A 21,719-nucleotide genomic window follows, 5' to 3' on the forward strand; every position below is an offset into this window, starting at 1 on the left:
GCTGCCATGTTCACTACTGTTCGCGAGGATATCCGCTCGGTTTTCCAGCGTGACCCGGCTGCGCGCAATAGCCTTGAAGTGCTGTTGACCTACCCCGGCCTGCACGCGCTGCTGCTGCATCGCCTGGCACACAAGTGTTGGCATCACCGCCTGAAACTGCTGGCACGCCTCATCTCTGCCTTCAGTCGCTGGGCAACAGGTATCGAAATTCATCCCGGTGCACAAATCGGGCGTCGCTTCTTTATTGATCACGGTATGGGCGTGGTGATCGGCGAAACGGCCGAGATCGGGGATGATGTCACGCTTTATCATGGCGTTACGCTCGGCGGCACCAGCTGGAACAAGGGCAAGCGCCACCCGACATTGGCAGATGGCGTGGTGGTTGGCGCTGGCGCGAAAGTGCTGGGGCCGATACGGGTCGGCCACAATGCACGCATCGGCTCCAACTCCGTGGTGACACGGGAAGTGCCGGATGGCAGCACCGTGGTGGGTATTCCGGGGCGCGTCATCAACAAGGCGCCGGATGACAGTGAGCGCGCCCGTGCTGCGATGGCCAGGAAAATCGGCTTCGATGCCTATGGCGTGACCGACGACATGCCTGATCCCGTCGCGCAGGCGATTCGTTCGTTGCTCGATCATCTGCATGCGGTGGATACGCGGCTGGAGCGCGTGTGCACCTCATTGCGGGAGCAGGGCATTCGTGGCTGCGATGAGGAAATACCGTCTCTGCGCGAAGAGGATTTCGCGGCGGTGCGTGGCGCTGCCCCGAAAGCCGACGACAGCAGTCAATAGCGCCAGCGGGAATAGTTGACTGATTTGGTCAGGATTAGTACCCTCATTAATCTTAAGGGTTTCCAGGACTGACCATGCGACTTACCACCAAAGGCCGGTACGCCGTCACGGCGATGCTTGATCTGGCGCTCCATGCCAGCCAGGGGCCGGTTCCTCTGGCCGATATCTCCGAGCGCCAGGGTATTTCCATTTCCTATCTGGAGCAGCTGTTTGCCAAGTTGCGGCGGCGTGAGCTGGTGACCAGCGTGCGTGGCCCCGGTGGCGGTTATCAACTCGGTGGCGACAGCCACGAGATCAGTGTGGCCAGCGTTATTGACGCGGTGGACGAATCCGTCGATGCGACACGTTGCGGCGGGCAGGGCGATTGTCAGGAAGGCGAAATTTGCCTGACGCACCATTTGTGGCGTGATCTGTCGGCGCAGCTGCACGGGTTTCTCAGCGGTATTACGCTGGGTGAGCTGGTCGCCCAGCGTAATATTCAGCAAATCGCCGAGCGGCAGAAACGGCGCCAGCAGGAGCGGGTGCCGCTGAGCGTGATCAACTGAGTCCGAACGCGGGCTCACTGGCCCTTGATCCGAGAATTTCATGAACCCTGTTTATCTTGATTATGCGGCGACCACCCCGGTCGACCCGGCTGTTATCGGCGCCATGAGCGAATGCCTGGGCCTTGACGGCGTGTTTGGCAACCCGGCGTCGCGCTCCCACCTCTATGGCTGGCTGGCGGAAGAAAAAGCAGAGTCGGCACGCCGCCAGGTGGCCGATCTGCTGCACGCCGATCCGCGTGAAATCGTCTGGACCAGCGGCGCCACGGAGGCCAACAATCTGGCCCTGAAAGGCGCAGCACAGGCGCGCCGCAGCCGTGGCCGCCATATCATTTCCATGGCCAGTGAACACAAGGCCGTGCTTGATGCACTGGCCTGGCTGGCGCAACAGGGCTGGGAGGTGACACTGCTGAACCCGCTCGCCGACGGCCGCGCTGATCCGCAAGCCGTTGCCGCCGCGATGCGCGACGATACGGTGCTGGTATCGGTGATGCACGCCAATAATGAAACCGGCGTGATCAACGATATCGTGGCGATCGGCACACTGTGCCGCGAGCACGATGTGCTGTTTCACGTGGATGCGGCGCAAACGTTCGGCAAGCTGCCCATTGATATGCGAGCCCTGCCGGTGGATCTGATGTCGGTATGTGCACATAAACTCTACGGTCCCAAGGGTGTGGGTGCCCTGTATGTGCGGCGTGCGCCGGGTGTGCGTATCGAGGCACAAATCCACGGCGGTGGCCATGAGCGCGGGCTGCGTTCCGGCACGCTGCCCACCCATCAACTGGTTGGCTTTGGCGCAGCCTGCGAACTGGCCGCTGCGGTAATGGCTCAAGAACAGGTTCGGCTGGCAAGCCTGCGCGATACGCTGTGGGCAGGCTTGCAGGAATTGGGCGATGTGCATCTTAACGGGCACCCGACCGAACGGCTGGCCAGCCACCTCAATGTGGCCTTCGGTGGCGTGGATGGTGAGCTGCTGCTGACGGCACTGGCCGGCGTGGCGGTATCGTCCGGCTCGGCTTGCACCTCGGCCTCGCTGGACCCTTCTCATGTGCTGAAGGCCATGGGCGTCAGCGATGCATTGGCCCATGCTTCACTGCGTTTTTCCGTGGGGCGCTACACTACCGACGCCGATATCCGCACCGTGCTTGAGGTGGTGGGTGAGGCCGTGCAGCGGTTGCGGAAAGGGGCGCAAGTTTCGTAAAGCCTGTCGCCGATGCTGCCGTGACCCGGCGCCATCTTGTATGTCTCCCCCGCAAGGGGAGCAAAAAAGATTGATATGTGGGACCACCCGTCGGTGCTTTCGTGGATATCGGAATCGTCTTCACGGACGCCGACGATGAACCCATTTTTCTACCGCCGCAGCGAAGGTGTGCATGTTTTATCAGCGCCCCGATCCACGCCTCCAGCCCTGGGTAAGCCATTACTGGCTCAGCTCTGGCGGCGCGCCGCAGCATGTGCTGCTGCCGGATGGTTGCGTTGACGTGGTCGTGGCAACGACGGCCTGCGAGGCAACCGTGTGGCTTTATGGTACAGCGACACAGCGCACCGTGCTGGATGTTGAGCCTACCGTGCGTTACCTGGGTGTGCGTTTTCTGCCGGGCCAGGCGCGTCACTTCCTGCGCATGAGTGCCGCCGAGCTGACCGATCGTGCCGAAGCGGTAAAGGGCGACGATGCGCTGGGGTTGGCCGAGGCGCATTGGCTGGCGGATGGCGCCGGCGGTGTGTTTGCCGAGCTGGACAGGCTGCTGCTGAGGCTGCTGGCTCGCCATCCTCCCCGGCGCTTGGCGCTGGATAACCTGCTGCTTCACTTGCATCGGCCACAACATCCTTCGCTTGCCACCCTCGCAGCGTCCTGCGGCTTGAGCCGGCGTCAGCTGGAGCGGCTGTGCCGCACCCATGTAGGCGTTTCGCCTGCCTGTTTTGCGATGATTCGCCGTTGCCACCGAGCGCTGGCGCTGCTGGCTCGGCCGGCCACACCGCAGGCACTGATGAGCCTGTCATTGGCGTCGATTGCTGCCGAAGCCGGTTACGCCGATCAAAGCCACATGACACGGGAGCTGCGCCGCTTTACCGGGCAAACGCCCGGGGGGCTGCGGCGCAACGGGCCGGGCGCAGATGTCGCATTTGTTCTATCCGGCGCAGGCCTCTCTCATCACACTGCCTGCCTCAGTGACTTGTAAAAAGACAGGGGAGACGCCCATGAAACTCTGGACCGGCATCGTGACACCGCACCTGCAAGCCTGCCGCGATTTCTACGTGCGGGCCTTTGGCTGCAATGTCCTGTTTGAGGAAGACTGGTTCGTGTTGCTGGAGCTGGGCGGTGGCGAGCTGGGGTTGCTGGCGCCGCAACAAGCCGCGCAGCATCCGCGTTTTCGCACAGCCACCAACGGACAAGGTGCCTGGGTGACCATCGACGTGGAAGATGTGCACGCCATCCGGCAACGGCTGATCGACCAGGGCATCACCCCCGATAGCGAGATTCGTGAAGAAAGCTGGGGCGACCGCCATTTCATCGTCACCGACCCGGCCGGGATTACCGTGGATATCGTGCAACGGCTCGCCTGAACAGGGCCACCAAGACGACCCACGTCATGTGCCCCCTGGTGCTGTGTTCGTGCGGCGCTGCTTGCTTGATACTTTGGCGGCTGCGCTTTGCGCGGCGTTATTGCGGCCAGGTACGGGCCCGGGCCATGCATGATCGGCTGTGTTCGCTGCGGTGATTTGAAACTGGTGCCGTGGTTTATCACAGCTTTACAGTTTGAAGGCTGGCACCCCACAGACGTTACCGGCGCTTTTCGTTAGGCTGCGCGCAAGGCTGTCGAGTATGTGCGCGGCAATAGCTGCGCACGCTTTTACCTCCCCGTGATCTGCCTTGAGAAACTGGAGCCGGGATGTTGCGTCCATGGAGGAGCTTGGTTCGGTGGAGCTGTGCCCTGCTGCTGGCAATAGTGTCCGTTGTGTCGCACGGCGAGCCGGCGGTGAGCCAGTGGCGCGCAGAGGTGCTGAAAGCGGCGGCCCGTGCTGGTGTGCCGGAATCTGCTCTGGCAGTGGCTGCGATACCACTGGACGGGCCGGGGCGGGCACAGTATTTCAATGCCGATATCCCGTTTTCACCGGCTTCGACCATGAAGCTGGTCACTACCTATGCGGCGCTGGAAATTCTCGGGCCGACCTTTCGTTGGCACACCCGCCTCTACACTGATGGCGAGCGACGGGGGAACACCCTGCGCGGTAATCTTTATCTGGTTTCAGGCGGCGACCCCAAACTGACAGAAGAGCGCCTGTGGTTGCTGCTGCGTGATCTGCGTGCGCAAGGCATCGAGCGTATCAACGGGGATCTGATTCTCGACGACAGTTACTTTTATCTGCCGGCCACCTGGCCGCTGTTTGATGACGACGGCGGTAATCCTTATGCGCCGTATCTGGTCGAGCCGGATGCGATGATCACCAACTTCAATTTGCACCACCTTCGTGCTCGGGCGGAAAACGATCAAGTGCAGCTGTGGGCGACGCCTGCCATCGCCAGCCTGCGCCTTGAAAACCAATTGCGTGTGGCGGAGCCGGGTATGTGCCCCGGCGCCCGGAGCCTGAGCTGGGTGCCCGTGGCAGATGAAGACGGCAGCGTGACATTGACGGTGAGCGGTGCACTGCCGTCAGGCTGCGAAGTGAGCCACTATATGTCACTGCTGCCGCCGGATGAATACACCGGCGCGCTGTTGCGTGCGTTATGGGAGAACCTGGGAGGGCGCTGGACGGGCGATCATTACCGGGGTGTGTTGGTGGCAGGCACGCAGTTGCTGGCTACCACCAGCTCGCCGGATCTTGTCTCGGTGGTGCGCGATATCAACAAGTACAGCAATAACCCGATGGCGCGGCAGCTTTATCTCACCATCGGTGCGCAAAACCGCATCGCAGGCGATCCCAATGATTTCGCCGCCACGGAACGCGTGCTACGCGAATGGCTGGCCCTGAAAGGCGTGCCGGTGAAAGGGCTGGTGCTGGATAACGGCTCGGGGCTCTCGCGCATCGAGCGCCTGACGGCGCGGCAGCTGGCGCTGATGCTGCAACAGGCCTGGCGCAGCCCGTTTGCCGCCGAGATGATCGCCTCGATGCCGCTGGTGGCAATGGATGGCACCATGCGCAGCCGGCTGCGCGATACCGACATGGCAGGCGAGGGCCATATCAAGACAGGCAGCTTGCGTGGCGTGCGCGCGATTGCCGGTTTCGCTCGTGACAAACGGCAAACCACCTGGGCCGTGGTGCTGCTGGTCAATCACAGCGGTGGTCCGGTTTCCAGCGCGCTGCTGGATCGAATGCTGGCGGCGTTACGGGTATCGGGCGCGGCAATTACCATATCGGAGCGTTAGGCGGAGCGCTAGGCGGCGCTGGCTCTGCGACGTGCCTCGTCCTGAATGCGTTTGACCATGGCGCGCACGCCGTTGCCGCGTGTCGGGCTCAGATGCTTGAGCAGATCAATGCTGTCGAAATAGCCTTCCATGTCGTATGCCACCACCGCCTGCGGGGGCTTGCGATTCAGCGCGGCGAGCACAATGGCAGCCAGCCCGCGCACGATCAGCGCGTCGCTGTCCACCGCCAGACGCAGCTCGCCGCTGGCGTCGTCAAAGCCGGTTTCGAGCCACACCTGGCTTTGGCAGCCGCGCACGATGCGGGCGTCATCTTTCATCTCTTCCGGGAAAGCGGGCAGTTGCCGTCCCAGGTCGATGATGTATTCGTAGCGCTGCTCCCAATCGTCGAAGAACGACAGAGCATCCACAACGTCATCGGCGGTAATGGTGCGGCCAAGTTCTATGTTGTCGAGATCCAGTGTGGTCATGAAAAGAAACCGGCGTGATTGAAACCTGATTGAAGAAGGCGCGCCGCACAGGGTGCGCGGCGCATGATCAAGCGGCAGGGCTGCGGCTCAGAACAGCCCCAGCTCCAGCTGCGCGACTTCGCTGATCATGTCGCGGCTCCACGGCGGGTCGAATACCAGTGCCACTTCCACGGCGTCCACATTGGGTACCCGGCGCAGGCGATACTCAACCTCGCCGACCAGCACCGGCCCCATGCCGCAGGTGGGCGCCGTGAGAGTCATGCGCACCTGCACGATATTCTTGCCGTCGCGCCGGATGACATCGCAGCCGTATACCAGGCCCAGCTCCAGAATCGACACCGGAATCTCCGGGTCGAAGATGGTGCCCAGCACCCTGTCAAGATCCGCCTGCCGCACTTGCCCATCGGCTTCGGGCGGCTCGAAATCAAGCTCTAACGGCTGCTGCGCAATGGCGTCGGCATCGGTGCCGTCGATCCGTACCATGTTGCCCTGGTAGGTGACGGTGAAAGTGCCGCCCAATGCCTGGCGCAGGTTGACGAAACTGCCTTCGGGGATGGTGATCTGTTCGCCGGTTGGCACGCGCAGCGCCACCACATCCCGCGAGGTCACTACAGTATGTTGTTCGCGGTCACCCGGTGTCTGGATCGGTGCGCTCATCAGGCATTCACCGAAAAGCTTTCGCCGCAGCCGCATTCACCTTCCGAATTGGGATTGCGGAAGCGGAAAAAGCGGTTGACGCCTTCCGTGACGTAATCAATCTCCGTGCCCTTTACCAGTGGCAGGCTGGTGGCATCGATGAACAGCCGCACGTCGTCGGTGATTTCCACCTGATGATCGTTCTGCTCGGGCTGTTTCACATACTCCAGAACATATTTGTAGCCGGAGCAGCCGGAAGGCTTTACCGCCAGGCGCAAGCCAAGCGCCTGCTCGCGCAGGATTTCCTGGCGCGCCTGTTGTTGGGCCGCCGCCGTCATGATGACCTGTTGGGCGGTGCCGGGCACGAAAGTCTGAACCGTCATGGCATCACTCCTGTTGTCTGAAACGGATGCATTCGTCTGAAGCGACGCATCACAAGAATCGGGCCGCTTTTTCCAGCGCGGCAAACAGCCGGTCGATATCGTCACGGCTATTATAAGGTGCAAACGACGCCCGTATCGTGCCGGGAACGCCGAGCAGATTCATCAATGGCATCGTGCAATGATGCCCGGTGCGCACAGCCACACCCTGCTGATCCAGCAAGGTGCCAACATCGTTGGGGTGAGTGCCATCCAGCAAAAACGACAGGGTCGCTACTTTACTGGGGGTGTCGCCGATAATTCTCAAGCCCGGAAACGCCCGCGCCCGCTCCGTCACATAGTCGCGCAGGTCGTTCTCGTGCGCCAGTAGCGCGTTTCGATCCTGCGTGGTGAGCCAGTCCAGAGCAGCACCCAGCCCGACGGCGCCGGCAATATGAGGCGTGCCGGCTTCGAATTTGTACGGCAGCTGATTCCAGGTGCTGGTTTCAAAGCTGACCGTCTCGATCATTTCACCGCCGGTCTGGTAGGGCGGCATGGCATCCAGCAGCGTCTGGCGGCCATAAAGCACGCCGATGCCGGTGGGGCCAAACAGCTTATGGCCCGAGAACACCAGGAAATCACAATCCAGTTGCTGCACATCGACTGGAAAATGCGCCACCGACTGCGCCGCATCGATCAGCACGGCAGCGCCGACGGCGCGAGCCCGGCGGATGATCTCGTCGATCGGGTTGATGACCCCCAGCGCGTTGGACACATGCACCACAGCAACGATGCGCGTGCGCTCGGTGATGAATTCATCCAGCCGCGAGGTATCCAGCGAGGCATCATCCGCCAGCGGCAGCACGCGTAACGTGGCGCCAGCGCGGCGGCATACCTGTTGCCAGGGCACGATATTGGCGTGGTGCTCCAGGCTGCTGATCAGCACTTCATCGCCGGCCTTGAGATAGCTGCCGCCGAAACTGTGTGCCACCAGATTGATGCCTTCGGTGGTGCCCCGCGTCCAGATGATTTCCTCGCGGCTCGCATTCAGAAATGCAGCCACTTTTTCGCGCGCGCCTTCCAGCGCGGCGGTGGCAAGATCTCCCAGATAATGCGCGCCACGATGCACATTGCTGTTGGTGTGCAGATAGTAATGCTCGATTGCCTGGATCACCGAATGCGGCTTCTGCGTCGTCGCTGCGTTATCCAGATAGACGAGTGGCTTGCCATAGGCGCTGCTGCCCAGAATCGGGAACTGCGCACGCAGCGCTTCCAGATGTGTCACGGGCAGGGCGGCGTTCATGCGACAGGCTCCGCGTCGGTCAGCGCTTGCTCAAGCCAGGGGCGGGCCCACTCGACCACCGCCTCATCCGGCAGTGCTGCCAAAAGCTCATTGACGAAACCGAAGCCCAGCATGCGTTTGGCTTCGGCCGCTTCCACACCACGAGAGCGCAAGTAGAACAACGCTCCGGCATCAAGCTGGCCACATGTAGTCCCGTGGCTGCACTTGACGTCGTCGTTGTAAATCTCCAGCTCCGGCTTGGTGTTGATCTCGGCGCCGGGGGTGAGCAGCAGGTTGTTGTTGCTCAGATCGGCGTTGGTGCCTTTGGCACCGGCAAAAATATGAATGCGGCCGTTGAAAACCAGCTTCGCACTATCGCCGCCCATGCCCTTGTACAGCTGCTCGGAGTGGCTATGCGGTGCGCGATGCTCCACTGTAATCTGGTTGTCGATATGGGTGGTGCCACGGCCGACAAAAATGCCATTCAGCGCCAGCTGGGCACCGCTTTCGGCCAGAATGGCGCGCACATCATTGCGGCGTAGCGCATTGCCCTGCATCAGCTGGAAGCTTTGTACCTGGCTGTCCCGCTGCGGTGCGATGACCAGTGTGCCGATGTGCAGGCTTTCCGCATTTTCCGCTTGCAGGCGGTAGTGAGTCAGGCTGCTGCCCGGCGCAGCCACCAGCTCGGTGACGGCATTGGTCAGCACCGGCCCGCTGGCGGCGTAGCGTTCGATCACTGTCAGCTTGCTGTGGCGCCCCAGGCTCACCCGCAGCCGTGTGTGGCAGTGGGCGGCCTCGGTGTCCGACGCCAGCAGCAGCACTTCGATCGGCGCGGCGACAACGGTATCGTCGGCCACGGTGAGTTGCAGGCCATCGTGCAGCGTGGCGTTGTTCAGCCAGGCGAACGGTGTGCGCAGTGTGTCATCCGTGGTTTCGGCGGCCAGCGCCTCGCCACCGTCAAAGCGCGTCAGGCTGACATTTTCAGGAAGCTGTGACAGCTCGGGTTGATAGCGCCCGTTGACGAGCACCAGGCGGTGTGCCGCCAGTGCTGCCGGCAGCGGCGCGCTGCCCGTGGCTTCGCGTTGCAAATGGCCGGCGCTCAACGGTTGTAGCGAGGTGTATTTCCATTGCTCACTGCGGCGATCCGGGAACTCGGTATGTTCCAGCAGCTTCAGCGCGTCGCGGCGCACCGGCGTCAGCGCATCATCACGCAGGCGTGCCTGAGCGAGTGCCAGGGCCTGTCGCTTGAGCTGCACGTTCAGCGGTTCGTTGGCGGTCACGCTCATGCCGAGGCTTCCTCCTCGCCGGTCAGCCAGCCATAGCCGCGTTGCTCCAGCTCCAGCGCCAGCTCCTTGCCGCCGGATTTCAGAATGCGGCCGTCGGCCAGTACGTGCACGTAATCCGGCACGATGTAATCCAGCAGGCGCTGATAGTGTGTGACCATGACAATGGCGCGGTCCGGGCTGCGCAGGGAGTTGACGCCACGCGCCACGACTTGCAGCGCATCAATATCGAGGCCGGAATCGGTTTCGTCGAGCAGTGCCAGCTTCGGTTCCAGCAGCAGCATTTGCATGATCTCGTTGCGCTTCTTCTCGCCGCCGGAAAAGCCTTCGTTGACGCCGCGCTTGAGGAACTGCGGATCAAGATCCACCTGCTTGCACGCCTCGCGTGCCTGGCGCAGCAATGTCACCGCGTCCCATGGCTCCTTGCCTTGCGCGGCGCGCGTGGCTTCCAGAGAGGCTTTCAGAAACTCGAGGTTGCTGACACCGGGAATCTCCACCGGATACTGAAAGGCCAGGTAGATACCGGCGTGGGCACGCTCTTCAGGCTCCAGCTCGGTAACATCCTTGCCCTCGAACAGCACCTCGCCACTGGCCACAGCGTATTCCTCGCGGCCGGCGAGCAGATTGGTCAGGGTGCTCTTGCCCGAGCCGTTGGGGCCCATGATGGCGTGCACCTCTCCGGGCTTTACGGTCAGATCCAGGCCCTTGAGAATTTCCTCGCCCGCCACGGTGGCGTGCAGATTCCTGATTTCCAGCATCGTTGTGTAATCCTGTTGCGATCTTTGGCAGAGACGGCGGGGCGGGATCAGCCCACCGCGCCTTCGAGACTCACTTCAAGCAGCTTGCCGGCTTCCACGGCGAATTCCATCGGCAGCTCCTTGAACACTTCCTTGCAGAAGCCGTTGACGATGATCGACACCGCTTTCTCCGGGTCGATGCCACGGCTGCGGCACAGGAACATCTGATCGTCGGACACCTTCGAGGTCGTCGCTTCGTGCTCGATCATGGCCGAAGGGTTGCGGCTTTCTATATAGGGGAACGTGTGCGCGGCGCACTGATCGCCCAGCAGTAGCGAATCGCACTGGGTGAAGTTGCGCGCATTTTCCGCCCGTGGGCTCATGCGCACCAGGCCGCGATAGACGTTGCTGCTGCGGCCGGCAGAAATCCCTTTGGAGATGATCGTGCTCTTGGTGTTCTTGCCGAGGTGGATCATCTTGGTGCCGGTATCGGCCTGTTGCAGATTGCGCGTCAAGGCCACGGAATAGAACTCGCCGATGGCGTTGTCCCCACGCAGGATCACGCTGGGGTATTTCCAGGTGATCGCGGAGCCGGTTTCCACTTGAGTCCAGGAAATCTTGGCGTCGTCGTGGCACACGCCACGCTTGGTGACAAAGTTGTAGATGCCGCCCTTGCCCTCGGCGTCGCCGGGATACCAGTTCTGTACGGTGGAATACTTGATCTCTGCGCCCGGCAGGGCGACCAGCTCCACCACGGCCGCATGCATCTGGTTCTCGTCCCGCATCGGCGCGGTGCAGCCTTCCAGGTAGCTGACATAGCTGCCTTCGTCGGCCACGATCAGGGTGCGTTCGAACTGGCCGGTCTTGGCTTCGTTGATACGGAAGTAGGTGGAAAGCTCCATCGGGCAGCGCACACCCTTGGGGATATAGACGAATGAACCATCCGAAAACACCGCCGAGTTCAGCGCCGCATAGTAGTTGTCGCCCTGCGGCACCACGGTGCCCAGATACTTCTTGATCAACTCCGGATAGGTGTGCACGGCTTCGGAGATCGGGCAGAAGATCACCCCTGCTTCGAGCAGTTTGGCCTTGAAGGTGGTGCCGACAGAGACAGAGTCGAACACGGCATCCACCGCGACACCCGCGAGCATTTCCTGTTCATGCAGCGGGATGCCCAGCTTTTCGTAGATGCGCAGCAGCTCCGGGTCGACCTCATCGAGGCTTTTCGGGCCGTCGCTCATGCTCTTCGGTGCCGAGTAATAGGATATCTCGTTGAAATCCACCGGCGGGTGCTCAAGGTGCGCCCATTGCGGCACCGGCATGGATAGCCAGCGGCGATAGGCTGCCAGACGCCATTCGAGCAGCCACTCGGGCTCGCCCTTTTTCTCGGAGATGAAGCGCACCACGTCCTCATTGAGGCCGGGCGGCAGGGTGTCGGACTCGATGGCGGAGATGAAGCCGGCTTCGTAGTCGCCGTGAATCAGCTTGTCCAGTTCCGCTTGGCTGCTCATAGCAATGACCTGTGTCGTCGTGTCGGGGCGCCTTTTGGGTGCCCTCGGGAATACCAGAGTAAAACAGTCAGGTATTATACGATACCTGGCGCGTGAAAGAAAACCGCTGTCCAGGTGGGGTGGGCGCGGTGGGTGGATGTTTGCGGGTGCTCACCAGCTTCGTGTCGTGCGATGCCTGCTGCTCCCCTGGTTGCGGGGGCGCTTCAGCTGCGGCGGCAACGGTATCATATCTGGCCCCGGATGCGTATAATCCGCCGGTTCCGGGGGGCTGATCCCAGTGGCCCCGCTGAGGAGCATATTCACCCCTGTTCACAATGTTACTGACGGAGTTAAGTGACTGATGGCTGTAGAGCGTACCCTTTCCATCATCAAGCCCGATGCTGTGGCCAAGAATGTGATTGGCCAGATCGAATCCCGCTTTGAAAATGCCGGCCTGCGTCTGGTTGCCATGAAGATGGTGCAGCTCAGTCGCGAGCAGGCAGAGGGCTTCTACGCCGAGCACAAGGAGCGCCCGTTCTTTGCCGATCTGGTGGCTTTCATGACCAGTGGCCCGGTTGTTGTACAGGTGCTGGAGGGTGAAGGTGCAGTGCTGAAAAATCGTGAGCTGATGGGCGCCACCAACCCGAAGGAAGCTGCTGCGGGCACTATCCGTGCCGACTTCGCTCAAAGCATCGATGAAAACGCGGTGCACGGGTCTGATTCCGCCGAGTCTGCGGCGCGTGAAATCAACTATTTCTTCAAAGACGAAGAGCTTTGCGAACGCATTCGCTGAGCTCGTTGTTCAGGAGCCGGTGATGTCGGAACAGGCCAAGGTCAATCTGCTGGGGTTCTCTTATGCCGAGATGGAGGCATTCTGCCTTGAGATCGGTGAGAAGAAATTTCGTGCCCAGCAGCTGCTGAAGTGGATTCATCACCATCAGGTGGATGATTTCGAGCAGATGACCGATCTTGGCAAGGCGTTCCGCGCCCGGCTCTCGGAGTTGGCGGAGATTCGTGCGCCGATCGTGCTGCACGAGAGCATCTCTCGCGACGGCACGCGCAAATGGGTGCTTGAGGTGGATGGTGGGGGCGCGGTGGAGACCGTGTTTATCCCCGACGGTCGCCGTGGCACCTTGTGTGTGTCTTCGCAAGTGGGCTGTTCGGTGGATTGCAGTTTCTGCTCTACCGGCAAGCAGGGCTTTCAGCGCGACCTTTCCAGCGCCGAGATCATTGGTCAGGTATGGCTGGCCAGCAAGGCCTTCGGCCCCCGCCGTAATCTGGGCGAGCACCCGGTGACCAACGTGGTCATGATGGGTATGGGTGAGCCGCTGCTGAATTATGACAACGTGGTGCGCGCCATGCGCATCATGAAAGACGATCTCGGTTACGGCATTTCCAAACGCCGCATCACCCTCTCCACCTCCGGTGTGGTGCCGATGATCGATCGTCTCAGCCAGGATCTGGATGTGTCGCTGGCGATATCGCTGCACGCTCCCAATGATGCATTGCGCGACCAGCTGGTGCCGCTGAACCGCAAGTTTCCGCTGGCGGAGCTGCTGGCGGCCTGCCAGCGCTACAGCGACGGGGTGGAGCATCGTCATAATTCCATCACCATGGAATATGTGATGCTCAAGGGTGTCAATGATCAGCCCGAGCATGCCCGGCAACTAGTTAAGCTGCTGCGTAATCGCATGCCGGTGAAGATCAATCTGATCCCGTTCAATCCGTTTCCGCATTCAGGTTATGAGCGCCCGGCCAAGCCGGACGTGCTGGCGTTCCACAAATACCTGAATGACAATGGCCTGATGACCACCATCCGCACCACACGCGGCGATGATATCGATGCCGCCTGTGGCCAGCTGGTGGGCGAAGTGATGGACCGCACCCGGCGCAGCGAGCGCTGGCAACAAACGGTATTTCTGCGTACTGGGCAGGCCGAGGGCAAGGATGCGCCCCTTGATAGCGACCTGACGCGAGTGTAGCCATGAGTTTCCGGTTCGGGCAGCGGCGATCCCCCGGTAGGCGACTGATACGGCTGCTGCTGATGTCGACCGCAGCGCTGGCGCTGGCCGGTTGTATGGTGGCCAGTGGTGGCCGCGAAATCAAAGTGGACGAAGCTGTGCAGCATCGCGTTGCTGCCGGCATGGAATATTTACAGCTGGGCAAGCCGGTCGAGGCACGCCAGCACCTTTCCCGGGCGATCATGCTGGATGATCACAGCGCCGCAGCGCACAACGCCATGGCGTTGCTGTACAAGTACGAGGGCGATCAGCAGCGCGAAGAATTCCACTACCGCAAGGCATTACGCGCCGACAAAGGTTATGCGCCAGCCCGTAACAATTATGGGATTCTGCTTTATCTGCGGGGGGATTATCGCGGCGCGGCCCGTGAGTTCGAGCGCGTCGCCAACGACAGCACCTATTCCGGGCGCGGCCCGGCCTTCGAGAACCTGGGCCGCAGTTATCTTGCGCTGGGCCAGAAAGCCAAGGCGATGGAGGCGTTCAACCGCGCCCTGCGGTTGGTGCCCGACCCTCGTGCCAGCCTGCTGGAGCTGGCGGCGATTCACCTGGACGACGGAAACCTGCGGCTGGCTGATCGCTATTATCAGCAGTACGCGGCGGCGGCCAATCCGCAAACGGCGGCCGCACTCTGGCTCGGGATTCGCCTTGCTGCCGCCAGCGGCGACCATGACAGGCAGGCCGGCTACGAGCTGACCTTGCGGCAGATGTATCCCGATTCCGCTGAATTCAAAGCCTGGCGCGATTGGCGAGAAGGCACAGGGAGCGCAGGATGACAGAGCAGACCAATCTGCCGGGGCGGCGCTTGAGAGACGAGCGCTTGCGCCGGCACCTGACTGAACAGGATGTGGCCGGGCGGCTGCATCTGTCGGTGAGTTACGTGCGCGCTCTGGAGGCAGACGACTACCGGCGGCTTCCCGAGCCGGCATTCGTGAAGGGCTACATGCGCAATTATGCGCGTTTGCTGGAGCTGCCGGCGGACGAGCTGGTGGCGCAGTTTCAGCAGCACGTGCTGGCGGAGCGCGAGGAAGAACGGCTCGTTTCACCCGTGCACATGATGGCCCGCAGTGAGCGCGGCCCGGCCTGGTTGTGGCCGACGGTCATTCTTGGCGTGGCCCTGATTGTCGGGCTGGCCTGGTGGGGCACCCGTACCATGGGGCGCCCGGTACTGCCGGAGATGGCGGCACCGGTAGCGCAGCCGGCGCCGGCTGAGGAACCTGGCCTGCCGGAGCCAATCAATATGGAGGCGCCCTCTGCGCCGCTGCCGGAGAACCTTGAGCAGGCGCCGCCCGCCGAGAGTGCCCAGGCACTGGACGAAGACGCTGCCGAATCGACGGTGGCGGAAGCGCCCCAGATGGATCGTCTACACGTCACCTTCGACGCTGAATGCTGGGTCGAGGTGCGCGATGCCGCCGGCGAGCCGCTGTTTCAGGGCCAGCAACGAGCTGGCAGCCAGCTGGCGCTGGAAGGCGAGGCGCCCTTTCGTGTGACACTCGGGAATGCTGCGGCCGTTACCGCAATGCAATTCAATGGTGAGGCAATGAGCCTGCCGACAGCGGCACCGGGGCGGGTCATTCGCGTCACAGTGCCGTAACGACGGGCGCGCTTTATGCTCTTGTAGTAAGCCGCGTTCAAGCCTCGTGCAAGCGCGTTATAGACCGGGTGTATCCCGGTATAGCCCGGCTTAAGGTGCAGCCAGCTTAGGGTATGGATAGTAGAGCCGCGCAGCGCGTAGAGAGCCGGGTGATGAACCTGATGCAAAGCCCAGCGAAGAGCCCGTGGAGAGCCCCTGTGGACATGCAGCCCGAGATTGACATCAAGCGTCGCAAGACCCGGCAGATCCGGGTCGGTTCTGTGTTGGTGGGCGGTGATGCGCCGATCAGCGTGCAGAGCATGACCAATACCGAAACCTGTGATGTGGCGGCCACCGTCACCCAGATCCAGCAGTTGGCGCAGGTGGGCGCCGATATTGTGCGCGTCTCCGTGCCGACCATGGAGGCGGCCGAGGCGTTCGGCAAGATCCGGCGCCAGGTGAGCGTGCCGTTGGTGGCCGACATCCATTACGACTACAAAATCGCACTGAAAGTGGCCGACGAAGGCGCGGATTGCCTGCGCATCAATCCCGGTAATATCGGCCGGGATGATCGCGTGCGTGCCGTCATCCAGTCTGCTCGGGATCACGGCATTCCCATCCGTATCGGCGTCAACGCGGGCTCGCTGGAAAAAGAGCTACAGCGTAAATATGGCGAGCCCTGCTCCGATGCGCTGGTGGAATCGGCCATGCGCCACGCGGATATTCTTACCGGCCTGGATTTCCATGATTTCAAGGTCAGCGTAAAAGCGTCGAACGTCTTCATGACGGTGCAGGCGTATCGCAAATTATCCGCCTTGATCGAGCAACCGTTGCATCTGGGCGTTACCGAGGCCGGCGTGTTTCGCTCGGGCACGGTCAAATCCGCCGCCGCTATGGCCATGTTGTTGATGGAAGGCATTGGCGACACCTTGCGTGTCTCGCTGGCGGCTGACCCGGTGGAAGAAATCCGGGTGGGTTTCGATATCCTGAAAAGCCTGAACCTGCGCAAGAAAGGGGTGAACATCATTGCCTGCCCGAGCTGCTCGCGGCAGAACTTCGATGTCATCGCCACCGTCAACGCGCTGGAGGCGCGCCTGGAAGATATCAACGAATCGCTTGATCTGGCGGTGATCGGCTGCCTGGTGAACGGCCCCGGCGAAGCCCGCGAGGCCGATATCGGCCTTACAGGTGGCACGCCGAACAACCTGTCGTATGTGGATGGTGAAAAAAGCCACCATGTGCGCAAGGAGGAGCTGGTCGAAGAGCTTGAACGCATGGTGCGTGAAAAAGTGCAAAGGATGCGCAAGGACGAAGCGGCCGGTGTTATTCTTCGCAGCCAACAAAGCTGACCAGATGCGGCTGGGGGCGTGTCGCGCCGTGTGGCGTGCCCTCGGCCGTTTTTCAGTATCGGCAGAAACGTTTGAACGTTGGCCAGAATCAGGGGCAGGAGTCTCCATTGAGCAGGAAAGTCACCTCCATCCGGGGTATGAACGATATTCTTCCGGCACAGACACGCTTGTGGCAGTGGCTGGAGGCGCGGGTGGCCGGCGTCTTGCAGGCGTATGGCTATAGCGAGATCCGAATGCCGGTGCTGGAGCGCACCGAGCTGTTTCGCCGCTCCATCGGTGAAGTGACGGATATTGTCGAGAAAGAAATGTATACCTTCGACGACCGTGGCGGCGATTCCGTTACCCTGCGACCGGAGGGCACGGCCGGCTGCGTGCGCGCCGCCGAAGAGCACGGGCTGCTGTATAACCAGACGCAGCGGCTCTGGTATCGCGGGCCGATGTTCCGTTACGAGCGGCCGCAGGCGGGACGTTACCGGCAGTTTCACCAGATTGGCGTGGAAACGTTCGGCATCGCCAGCCCGGATATTGATGCCGAGCTGATTATCCTGACTGCACGCCTGTGGCGCGAGCTGGGGCTGGCCGATCAGGTCACGCTGGAGCTGAATAGCCTGGGCCTGGCGGAAGATCGGGCGCGCTATCGTGATGCGCTGGTCAGTTACCTGTCCGAGCATCAGGATCGGCTGGATGAAGACAGCCGCCGGCGGCTGGAGCGCAATCCGCTGCGTGTGCTCGACAGCAAAGACCCCGGCACCCGCGAGGTATTGGCAGGCGCGCCGCAACTGGCGGATTATCTGGGCGACGAAGCCCGCAGTCATTTTGAGGGTTTGCGGGCGCTGCTGGATGCGGCGGGCGTCAAGTACGTCATTAACCAGCGGCTGGTGCGCGGGCTGGATTATTATGGCAAGACTGTTTTTGAATGGGTTACTGATGCGCTCGGAGCTCAAGGCACTGTTTGCGCCGGTGGCCGTTATGACGGGCTGGTGGAGCAACTGGGCGGCAAGGCGACCCCTGCGGTGGGTTTCGCCATGGGAGTCGAGCGGCTGATTCTGCTGCTGGAGCAGCGTATGCCGGAACTGGCGCCGGAAGCAGAGCTCTACATTGTGTCGTCCGATGCAGGGGCCGCGCTGGCGCTGGCAGAAACCTTGCGTGATACGCTGCCCGGCCGCCGGGTGTTGTGTCATTGTGGCGGCGGCAGCTTCAAGAGCCAGATGAAGAAGGCAGATCGTAGCGGCGCCTGGTTTGCGTTGATCCTCGGTGAGGATGAGCTTGCATCCGGGCTGGTCACGGTGAAGCCGCTGCGGCAGGATGGCGAACAGCAGCAGTTGCCGAGGGCGACATTGGCGACCACATTGGCAGCACACCTGCCTTGAATGGCCGGTAAAAAGCGGGAAGGGAGGCGGCGCGGCCGCTGATCAAAGTATCGATTGAGGAGAGATTCGGTGTACAGCTCTGAAGAAGAACAAGTGGCGGCGCTGAAAAACTGGTGGGAAAACAACGGCAAGACATTGCTGGTATCGCTGCTGATCGCCATTGCGGTGCTGGTCGGCTGGCGGCAGTGGAGCGCGAGCCGGCTGGCCAACGCTGCGGAAGCTTCGATGGTCTATGAGCGCATGATGACCGCTATTGCCAACTTGCAAGGCGTCCCGGACGAGCAACTGGCGGCGGATATCCGCCAGCCTGCCGAGATACTGCGTGATGAATATCCGCGCACCGTGTATGCCGGGCAGGCCGGATTGGCATTGGCGCGGCTGGCGGTGGCACAAGGCGACTACGATCAGGCCAAGGCGGCGCTCAACGACGTTATTCGTGCACGGCACACTGATGCGCTGGAGTACACCGCCCGGGTGCGCCTGGCGCGGGTGCTGGTGCAAACCGGCGAGACGGATGCGGCGCTGGCGCAGCTGGACGGCAATTTCCCCTCGGCCTGGGCCGGGGAAGTGGCAGAGGTGCGCGGTGATGCGCTGCGCCTGGGCGGCCGCCTGGCCGAAGCCCGTAACGCCTATGACAGCGCTTTGGAGCAATTGCAGGCAGGCGACAGTGCGCGCGAGCGAGTGCGCATGAAACTGGAAGATATTGCGCCGGCCTCGTGAATCCGGCCCGGGCGCAACATTAAAGGATAGGAGTGCCGGTGTACAAAAGGTCGAAACGCAGCACACTGGCCGCCTTGGCGGTCACCGCATTGCTCATTGCCGGTTGCAGCAGCAATCCGCATGCCATCGAGCCGAACCCGCTCCCGGATTTCGAGGCCGAGTTCAAGGTTGATCGGCTCTGGTCGCGCAATGTTGGTGATGGCATTGATGATGCCTGGCTACGGTTGCAGCCTGCCGTGACGCACCGTGGCGTCTATGCAGCGGATCTCAACGGCACCGTGGAGGGGCTGGATACCGAGCGTGGCCGCCGCCTCTGGCGGGTGCGTGGCGACGACCGCATCAGCGGTGGCTTGCAGGCCGGTTACGGCATGGTGGCCTACGGCACCCGCGAGGGTGATGTGGTGACGCTGTCCGAGGACAACGGCGAGGAACTGTGGCGCACAAGGCTCTCCAGTGAAGTGCTGGCGGCGCCGGCAATGAGCGCGGCGCTGGTGGTGGCGCAAACCATTGATGGCCAGGTGGTAGCTCTGGATGCGCAGACCGGCAGCGAGCGCTGGCGGTTCGACAATCCGGTGCCGATCCTGATTCTGCGCGGCTCGGCTACGCCCTCGATTGTCGGTGATCGCGTCTATGTTGCGTTCGCCAACGGGCGTGTTGCAGCGCTGGATGTCGACAACGGCGTGCCCGTCTGGGAGCGTCGTGTTGCCGAGCCCACCGGGCGCTCGGAGCTGGAGCGGCTGGTGGATATCAGCAACAACCTGATTGTGGAAGGCGGCGGTGTGTTCACCGGCACCTTCCAGGGCAGTGTTGCCGTGCTTGATCAGGAAGGCGGCCGGCCTTACTGGACGAAGGAGATGTCTACTTATGGCCAGATGGCCAGCGCCCTGGGCACATTGTTTGTGGCCGATAGTACCGGGCATGTGTGGGCGATCGACCAGCGCAACGGCACCACCCTGTGGAAGCAGGATCTTCTGTACGGCCGGGGCCTGACCGGCGTGTCAGTGCAGCGCGGGCAGATCGTGGTGGGGGATGCCGAGGGTTACCTGCACTGGATGGATGCCGCCACCGGCAAGATTACCGCCCGTACACGCCATCACCGCAAAGGGTTTGCCGCAGCCCCGGTGGTGCGTGATGACATCGCCTACGTGTATGGCCGCGAGGGCCGGCTGGCTGCTTACCGGCTCGAAACACGCAATTGATCCGGGCGGCCATTGCCGCCCTGAACCGAAGCGGCAGCTGCATTGCGCAGCTGCCCTGATATCCGAGAATCGAGCATTTCCATGAAACCCGTACTGGCCCTGGTCGGTCGCCCCAATGTGGGCAAGTCCACGCTGTTCAACCGGCTGACGCGCACCCGCGACGCGTTGGTGGCCGATGTTCCCGGCCTCACTCGGGATCGCAAATATGGCGCCGGCAAAATAGGCGAGCGCCCTTATGTGGTGATCGACACCGGAGGGATCGGCGAGGGCCTTGAGGGTGTTGCCGAGCCGACCACCGAGCAGGCCGAGCTGGCGCTGGCAGAAGCGGATGCAGTGCTGTTTCTGGTGGACGGCCGCGCGGGGCTGACCGCCGCAGATCAACAGCTGGCGCAGCAGATGCGAACACTGGGCAAGCCGGTACATCTGGTGGTGAACAAGACCGACGGGCTGGATGAAGACGCGGCCAGTGCAGAATTCTATGCGCTGGGCCTGAGCGATGTACATGCTATCGCTGCGGTACAGGGCCGAGGTGTGCGCCGCCTGATCGACCGCGTGCTGGAGACGTTTCCGCCACTGGCAGAGATCGACACCGATGCGGAACAAGCAGCAGAGCAAAAGGGCATCCGGATCGCCGTGCTGGGGCGTCCGAATGTGGGGAAATCAACGCTGGTGAATCGCTTGCTCGGCGAGGAACGCGTGGTGGTCTACGACATGGCCGGCACCACCCGCGACACCATCGAAATACCTTACGAGCGCCACGGCAAGCAATATACGCTGCTTGACACCGCCGGCATCCGCCGTCGTGGCAAGGTGTTCGAGGCGGTGGAAAAGTTTTCCGTCGTCAAGGCGATGCAGGCAGTGGATGACGCGCACGTCGTGGTGCTGGTCATCGACGCACGCGAGGGCGTGACCGAGCAGGATCTGCACTTGCTGGGCTACATCATTGATGCCGGCCGTTCTGTGGTGATGGCCGTCAACAAGTGGGATGGCCTGAGTGTGGAACACCGCGAGCAGGTAAAAGAAGAGCTTGGCCGCAAGCTGGCATTTGCACCCTGGATGCGGGTGCACACGATTTCCGCCCTGCATGGCACCGGCGTGGGCGATCTTTACCCGTTGATAGAGCGCGCCTGGGCCTCCGCGTTTCCGAAGATCAGCACCAATGCCCTGACCCGGATGATGGAAGAAATTGTGGCGCGCAACCCGGCTCCGCTGGTGGGCCGGCATCGCGTCAAGCTGCGCTATGCCCATATCGGCGGCAGCAACCCGCCACGCATCATCCTGCATGGCAGCAAGGCCAACGACGTGCCGGCAGCGTACCGGCGTTATCTGGAAAACCGCTTCCGGGAGCTGCTGAAGCTGGAGGGCACGCCGGTGCGTGTCGAGTTCAGAAGCGGCGACAATCCCTACGAAGGCAAGAAGAACGTGTTGACTGACCGGCAGATCAAGCGCAAACGCCGGTTGATGAAGCACGTCAGGCGCTGACGACAGCGCGCGCCGACAAGGGGAGCGGTAGCGACACAAGACCGGAGCGG

Annotated in this window: 22 protein-coding genes; 15 read left to right on the forward strand and 7 right to left on the reverse strand. The window is 62.0% G+C overall.

From position 1 onward, the window contains the following. Positions 1–6: 6 nt before the first annotated feature. From cysE to dacB, 6 genes are all read left to right on the forward strand, one after another. Entirely contained in the window at positions 7–792 is a 786-nt protein-coding gene (cysE, locus tag MU846_RS08600; RefSeq protein WP_246951698.1) for a serine O-acetyltransferase, read from the forward strand. A gap of 74 nt (positions 793–866) precedes the next feature. Further along, complete coding sequence (iscR, locus tag MU846_RS08605; protein ID WP_246951699.1) at positions 867–1,337, forward strand: Fe-S cluster assembly transcriptional regulator IscR; 471 nt, start codon at positions 867–869, stop codon at positions 1,335–1,337. A 40-nt stretch (positions 1,338–1,377) separates the two neighbouring features. Continuing rightward, positions 1,378–2,538, forward strand: coding sequence for an IscS subfamily cysteine desulfurase (locus tag MU846_RS08610; RefSeq protein WP_246951701.1), 1,161 nt, complete (start codon positions 1,378–1,380; stop codon positions 2,536–2,538). 172 nt (positions 2,539–2,710) lie between these two features. Beyond that, entirely contained in the window at positions 2,711–3,517 is an 807-nt protein-coding gene (locus MU846_RS08615; RefSeq protein WP_246951703.1) for an AraC family transcriptional regulator, read from the forward strand. Positions 3,518–3,536: 19 nt separating this feature from the next. Further along, positions 3,537–3,902: a VOC family protein gene (locus MU846_RS08620; RefSeq protein ID WP_246951705.1), complete on the forward strand. Its 366-nt coding sequence runs from the start codon at positions 3,537–3,539 to the stop codon at positions 3,900–3,902. Between the two features lie 347 nt (positions 3,903–4,249). Continuing rightward, entirely contained in the window at positions 4,250–5,704 is a 1,455-nt protein-coding gene (gene dacB, locus MU846_RS08625; RefSeq protein WP_246951707.1) for a D-alanyl-D-alanine carboxypeptidase/D-alanyl-D-alanine endopeptidase, read from the forward strand. Positions 5,705–5,712: 8 nt separating this feature from the next. On the opposite strand, the gene MU846_RS08630 is transcribed toward dacB, so the two are convergent. The 7 genes from MU846_RS08630 to sufB all read right to left on the reverse strand — a co-directional run bounded on the left by MU846_RS08630 (position 5,713) and on the right by sufB (position 11,979). Next, positions 5,713–6,171 carry a SufE family protein gene (locus tag MU846_RS08630; RefSeq protein ID WP_246951709.1) on the reverse strand — a complete coding sequence of 153 codons (459 nt, stop codon included), beginning with the start codon at positions 6,169–6,171 and terminating at the stop codon, positions 5,713–5,715. An 87-nt stretch (positions 6,172–6,258) separates the two neighbouring features. Then, positions 6,259–6,828, reverse strand: a complete 570-nt coding sequence (gene sufT, locus MU846_RS08635; protein ID WP_246951711.1) for a putative Fe-S cluster assembly protein SufT — start codon at positions 6,826–6,828, stop codon at positions 6,259–6,261. Beyond that, positions 6,828–7,190, reverse strand: coding sequence for a HesB/IscA family protein (locus MU846_RS08640; protein WP_246951713.1), 363 nt, complete (start codon positions 7,188–7,190; stop codon positions 6,828–6,830). Before MU846_RS08640 ends, sufT begins: the two co-directional genes overlap by 1 nt. Before the next feature lie 49 nt (positions 7,191–7,239). Continuing rightward, positions 7,240–8,469 (reverse strand): aminotransferase class V-fold PLP-dependent enzyme, encoded by a 1,230-nt coding sequence (locus MU846_RS08645; RefSeq protein ID WP_246951715.1) that lies wholly within the window; start codon positions 8,467–8,469, stop codon positions 7,240–7,242. Next, positions 8,466–9,734 (reverse strand): Fe-S cluster assembly protein SufD, encoded by a 1,269-nt coding sequence (sufD, locus tag MU846_RS08650; protein ID WP_246951717.1) that lies wholly within the window; start codon positions 9,732–9,734, stop codon positions 8,466–8,468. Before sufD ends, MU846_RS08645 begins: the two co-directional genes overlap by 4 nt. Continuing rightward, positions 9,731–10,489 (reverse strand): Fe-S cluster assembly ATPase SufC, encoded by a 759-nt coding sequence (sufC, locus tag MU846_RS08655; RefSeq protein WP_246951719.1) that lies wholly within the window; start codon positions 10,487–10,489, stop codon positions 9,731–9,733. The genes sufD and sufC overlap by 4 nt, the downstream gene beginning before the upstream one ends. 47 nt (positions 10,490–10,536) lie before the next feature. Further along, entirely contained in the window at positions 10,537–11,979 is a 1,443-nt protein-coding gene (sufB, locus tag MU846_RS08660) for a Fe-S cluster assembly protein SufB (RefSeq protein WP_246951722.1), read from the reverse strand. A gap of 340 nt (positions 11,980–12,319) precedes the next feature. Here sufB and ndk point away from each other — a divergent pair, with 340 nt between their 5' ends. From ndk to der, 9 genes are all read left to right on the forward strand, one after another. Next, positions 12,320–12,751: a nucleoside-diphosphate kinase gene (gene ndk, locus MU846_RS08665; RefSeq protein ID WP_246951724.1), complete on the forward strand. Its 432-nt coding sequence runs from the start codon at positions 12,320–12,322 to the stop codon at positions 12,749–12,751. A gap of 22 nt (positions 12,752–12,773) precedes the next feature. Further along, on the forward strand, positions 12,774–13,940 hold the full coding sequence (rlmN, locus tag MU846_RS08670; RefSeq protein WP_246951726.1) for a dual-specificity RNA methyltransferase RlmN: 1,167 nt from the start codon (positions 12,774–12,776) through the stop codon (positions 13,938–13,940). A gap of 62 nt (positions 13,941–14,002) precedes the next feature. Continuing rightward, positions 14,003–14,752 carry a type IV pilus biogenesis/stability protein PilW gene (pilW, locus tag MU846_RS08675; protein ID WP_246951728.1) on the forward strand — a complete coding sequence of 250 codons (750 nt, stop codon included), beginning with the start codon at positions 14,003–14,005 and terminating at the stop codon, positions 14,750–14,752. After that, entirely contained in the window at positions 14,749–15,570 is an 822-nt protein-coding gene (locus MU846_RS08680; RefSeq protein WP_246951730.1) for a RodZ domain-containing protein, read from the forward strand. The genes pilW and MU846_RS08680 overlap by 4 nt, the downstream gene beginning before the upstream one ends. Positions 15,571–15,773: 203 nt before the next feature. After that, the gene (gene ispG / locus MU846_RS08685; RefSeq protein ID WP_246951732.1) at positions 15,774–16,898 is read left to right on the forward strand and encodes a flavodoxin-dependent (E)-4-hydroxy-3-methylbut-2-enyl-diphosphate synthase; all 1,125 of its coding nucleotides are present in this window, start codon (positions 15,774–15,776) and stop codon (positions 16,896–16,898) included. A gap of 107 nt (positions 16,899–17,005) precedes the next feature. Beyond that, complete coding sequence (gene hisS / locus MU846_RS08690) at positions 17,006–18,268, forward strand: histidine--tRNA ligase (RefSeq protein ID WP_246951735.1); 1,263 nt, start codon at positions 17,006–17,008, stop codon at positions 18,266–18,268. A gap of 69 nt (positions 18,269–18,337) precedes the next feature. After that, entirely contained in the window at positions 18,338–18,988 is a 651-nt protein-coding gene (locus MU846_RS08695) for a YfgM family protein (protein ID WP_246951737.1), read from the forward strand. A gap of 38 nt (positions 18,989–19,026) precedes the next feature. Continuing rightward, positions 19,027–20,187: an outer membrane protein assembly factor BamB gene (gene bamB / locus MU846_RS08700; RefSeq protein WP_246951739.1), complete on the forward strand. Its 1,161-nt coding sequence runs from the start codon at positions 19,027–19,029 to the stop codon at positions 20,185–20,187. A gap of 81 nt (positions 20,188–20,268) precedes the next feature. Further along, positions 20,269–21,669, forward strand: a complete 1,401-nt coding sequence (gene der / locus MU846_RS08705; protein WP_246951742.1) for a ribosome biogenesis GTPase Der — start codon at positions 20,269–20,271, stop codon at positions 21,667–21,669. Positions 21,670–21,719 lie beyond the last annotated feature (50 nt).

The sequence above is a fragment of the Alcanivorax quisquiliarum genome (genome assembly GCF_023051175.1).
Lineage (GTDB): Bacteria > Pseudomonadota > Gammaproteobacteria > Pseudomonadales > Alcanivoracaceae > Isoalcanivorax > Isoalcanivorax quisquiliarum.

What these genes read in the sequence shown, in the direction of transcription:
- pilW (WP_246951728.1), top strand. Translation starts at nt 14,003, where the DNA reads ATGTCGACCGCAGCGCTGGCGCTGGCCGGTTGTATGGTGGCCAGTGGT.
- der (WP_246951742.1), top strand. Translation starts at nt 20,269, where the DNA reads ATGAAACCCGTACTGGCCCTGGTCGGTCGCCCCAATGTGGGCAAGTCC.
- MU846_RS08615 (WP_246951703.1), top strand. Translation starts at nt 2,711, where the DNA reads ATGTTTTATCAGCGCCCCGATCCACGCCTCCAGCCCTGGGTAAGCCAT.
- cysE (WP_246951698.1), top strand. Translation starts at nt 7, where the DNA reads ATGTTCACTACTGTTCGCGAGGATATCCGCTCGGTTTTCCAGCGTGAC.
- ndk (WP_246951724.1), top strand. Translation starts at nt 12,320, where the DNA reads ATGGCTGTAGAGCGTACCCTTTCCATCATCAAGCCCGATGCTGTGGCC.
- sufC (WP_246951719.1), bottom strand. Translation starts at nt 10,489, where the DNA reads ATGCTGGAAATCAGGAATCTGCACGCCACCGTGGCGGGCGAGGAAATT.
- MU846_RS08610 (WP_246951701.1), top strand. Translation starts at nt 1,378, where the DNA reads ATGAACCCTGTTTATCTTGATTATGCGGCGACCACCCCGGTCGACCCG.
- sufT (WP_246951711.1), bottom strand. Translation starts at nt 6,828, where the DNA reads ATGAGCGCACCGATCCAGACACCGGGTGACCGCGAACAACATACTGTA.
- ispG (WP_246951732.1), top strand. Translation starts at nt 15,774, where the DNA reads ATGCAGCCCGAGATTGACATCAAGCGTCGCAAGACCCGGCAGATCCGG.
- MU846_RS08640 (WP_246951713.1), bottom strand. Translation starts at nt 7,190, where the DNA reads ATGACGGTTCAGACTTTCGTGCCCGGCACCGCCCAACAGGTCATCATG.
- MU846_RS08645 (WP_246951715.1), bottom strand. Translation starts at nt 8,469, where the DNA reads ATGAACGCCGCCCTGCCCGTGACACATCTGGAAGCGCTGCGTGCGCAG.
- sufB (WP_246951722.1), bottom strand. Translation starts at nt 11,979, where the DNA reads ATGAGCAGCCAAGCGGAACTGGACAAGCTGATTCACGGCGACTACGAA.
- MU846_RS08630 (WP_246951709.1), bottom strand. Translation starts at nt 6,171, where the DNA reads ATGACCACACTGGATCTCGACAACATAGAACTTGGCCGCACCATTACC.
- sufD (WP_246951717.1), bottom strand. Translation starts at nt 9,734, where the DNA reads ATGAGCGTGACCGCCAACGAACCGCTGAACGTGCAGCTCAAGCGACAG.
- rlmN (WP_246951726.1), top strand. Translation starts at nt 12,774, where the DNA reads ATGTCGGAACAGGCCAAGGTCAATCTGCTGGGGTTCTCTTATGCCGAG.
- iscR (WP_246951699.1), top strand. Translation starts at nt 867, where the DNA reads ATGCGACTTACCACCAAAGGCCGGTACGCCGTCACGGCGATGCTTGAT.
- MU846_RS08620 (WP_246951705.1), top strand. Translation starts at nt 3,537, where the DNA reads ATGAAACTCTGGACCGGCATCGTGACACCGCACCTGCAAGCCTGCCGC.
- MU846_RS08680 (WP_246951730.1), top strand. Translation starts at nt 14,749, where the DNA reads ATGACAGAGCAGACCAATCTGCCGGGGCGGCGCTTGAGAGACGAGCGC.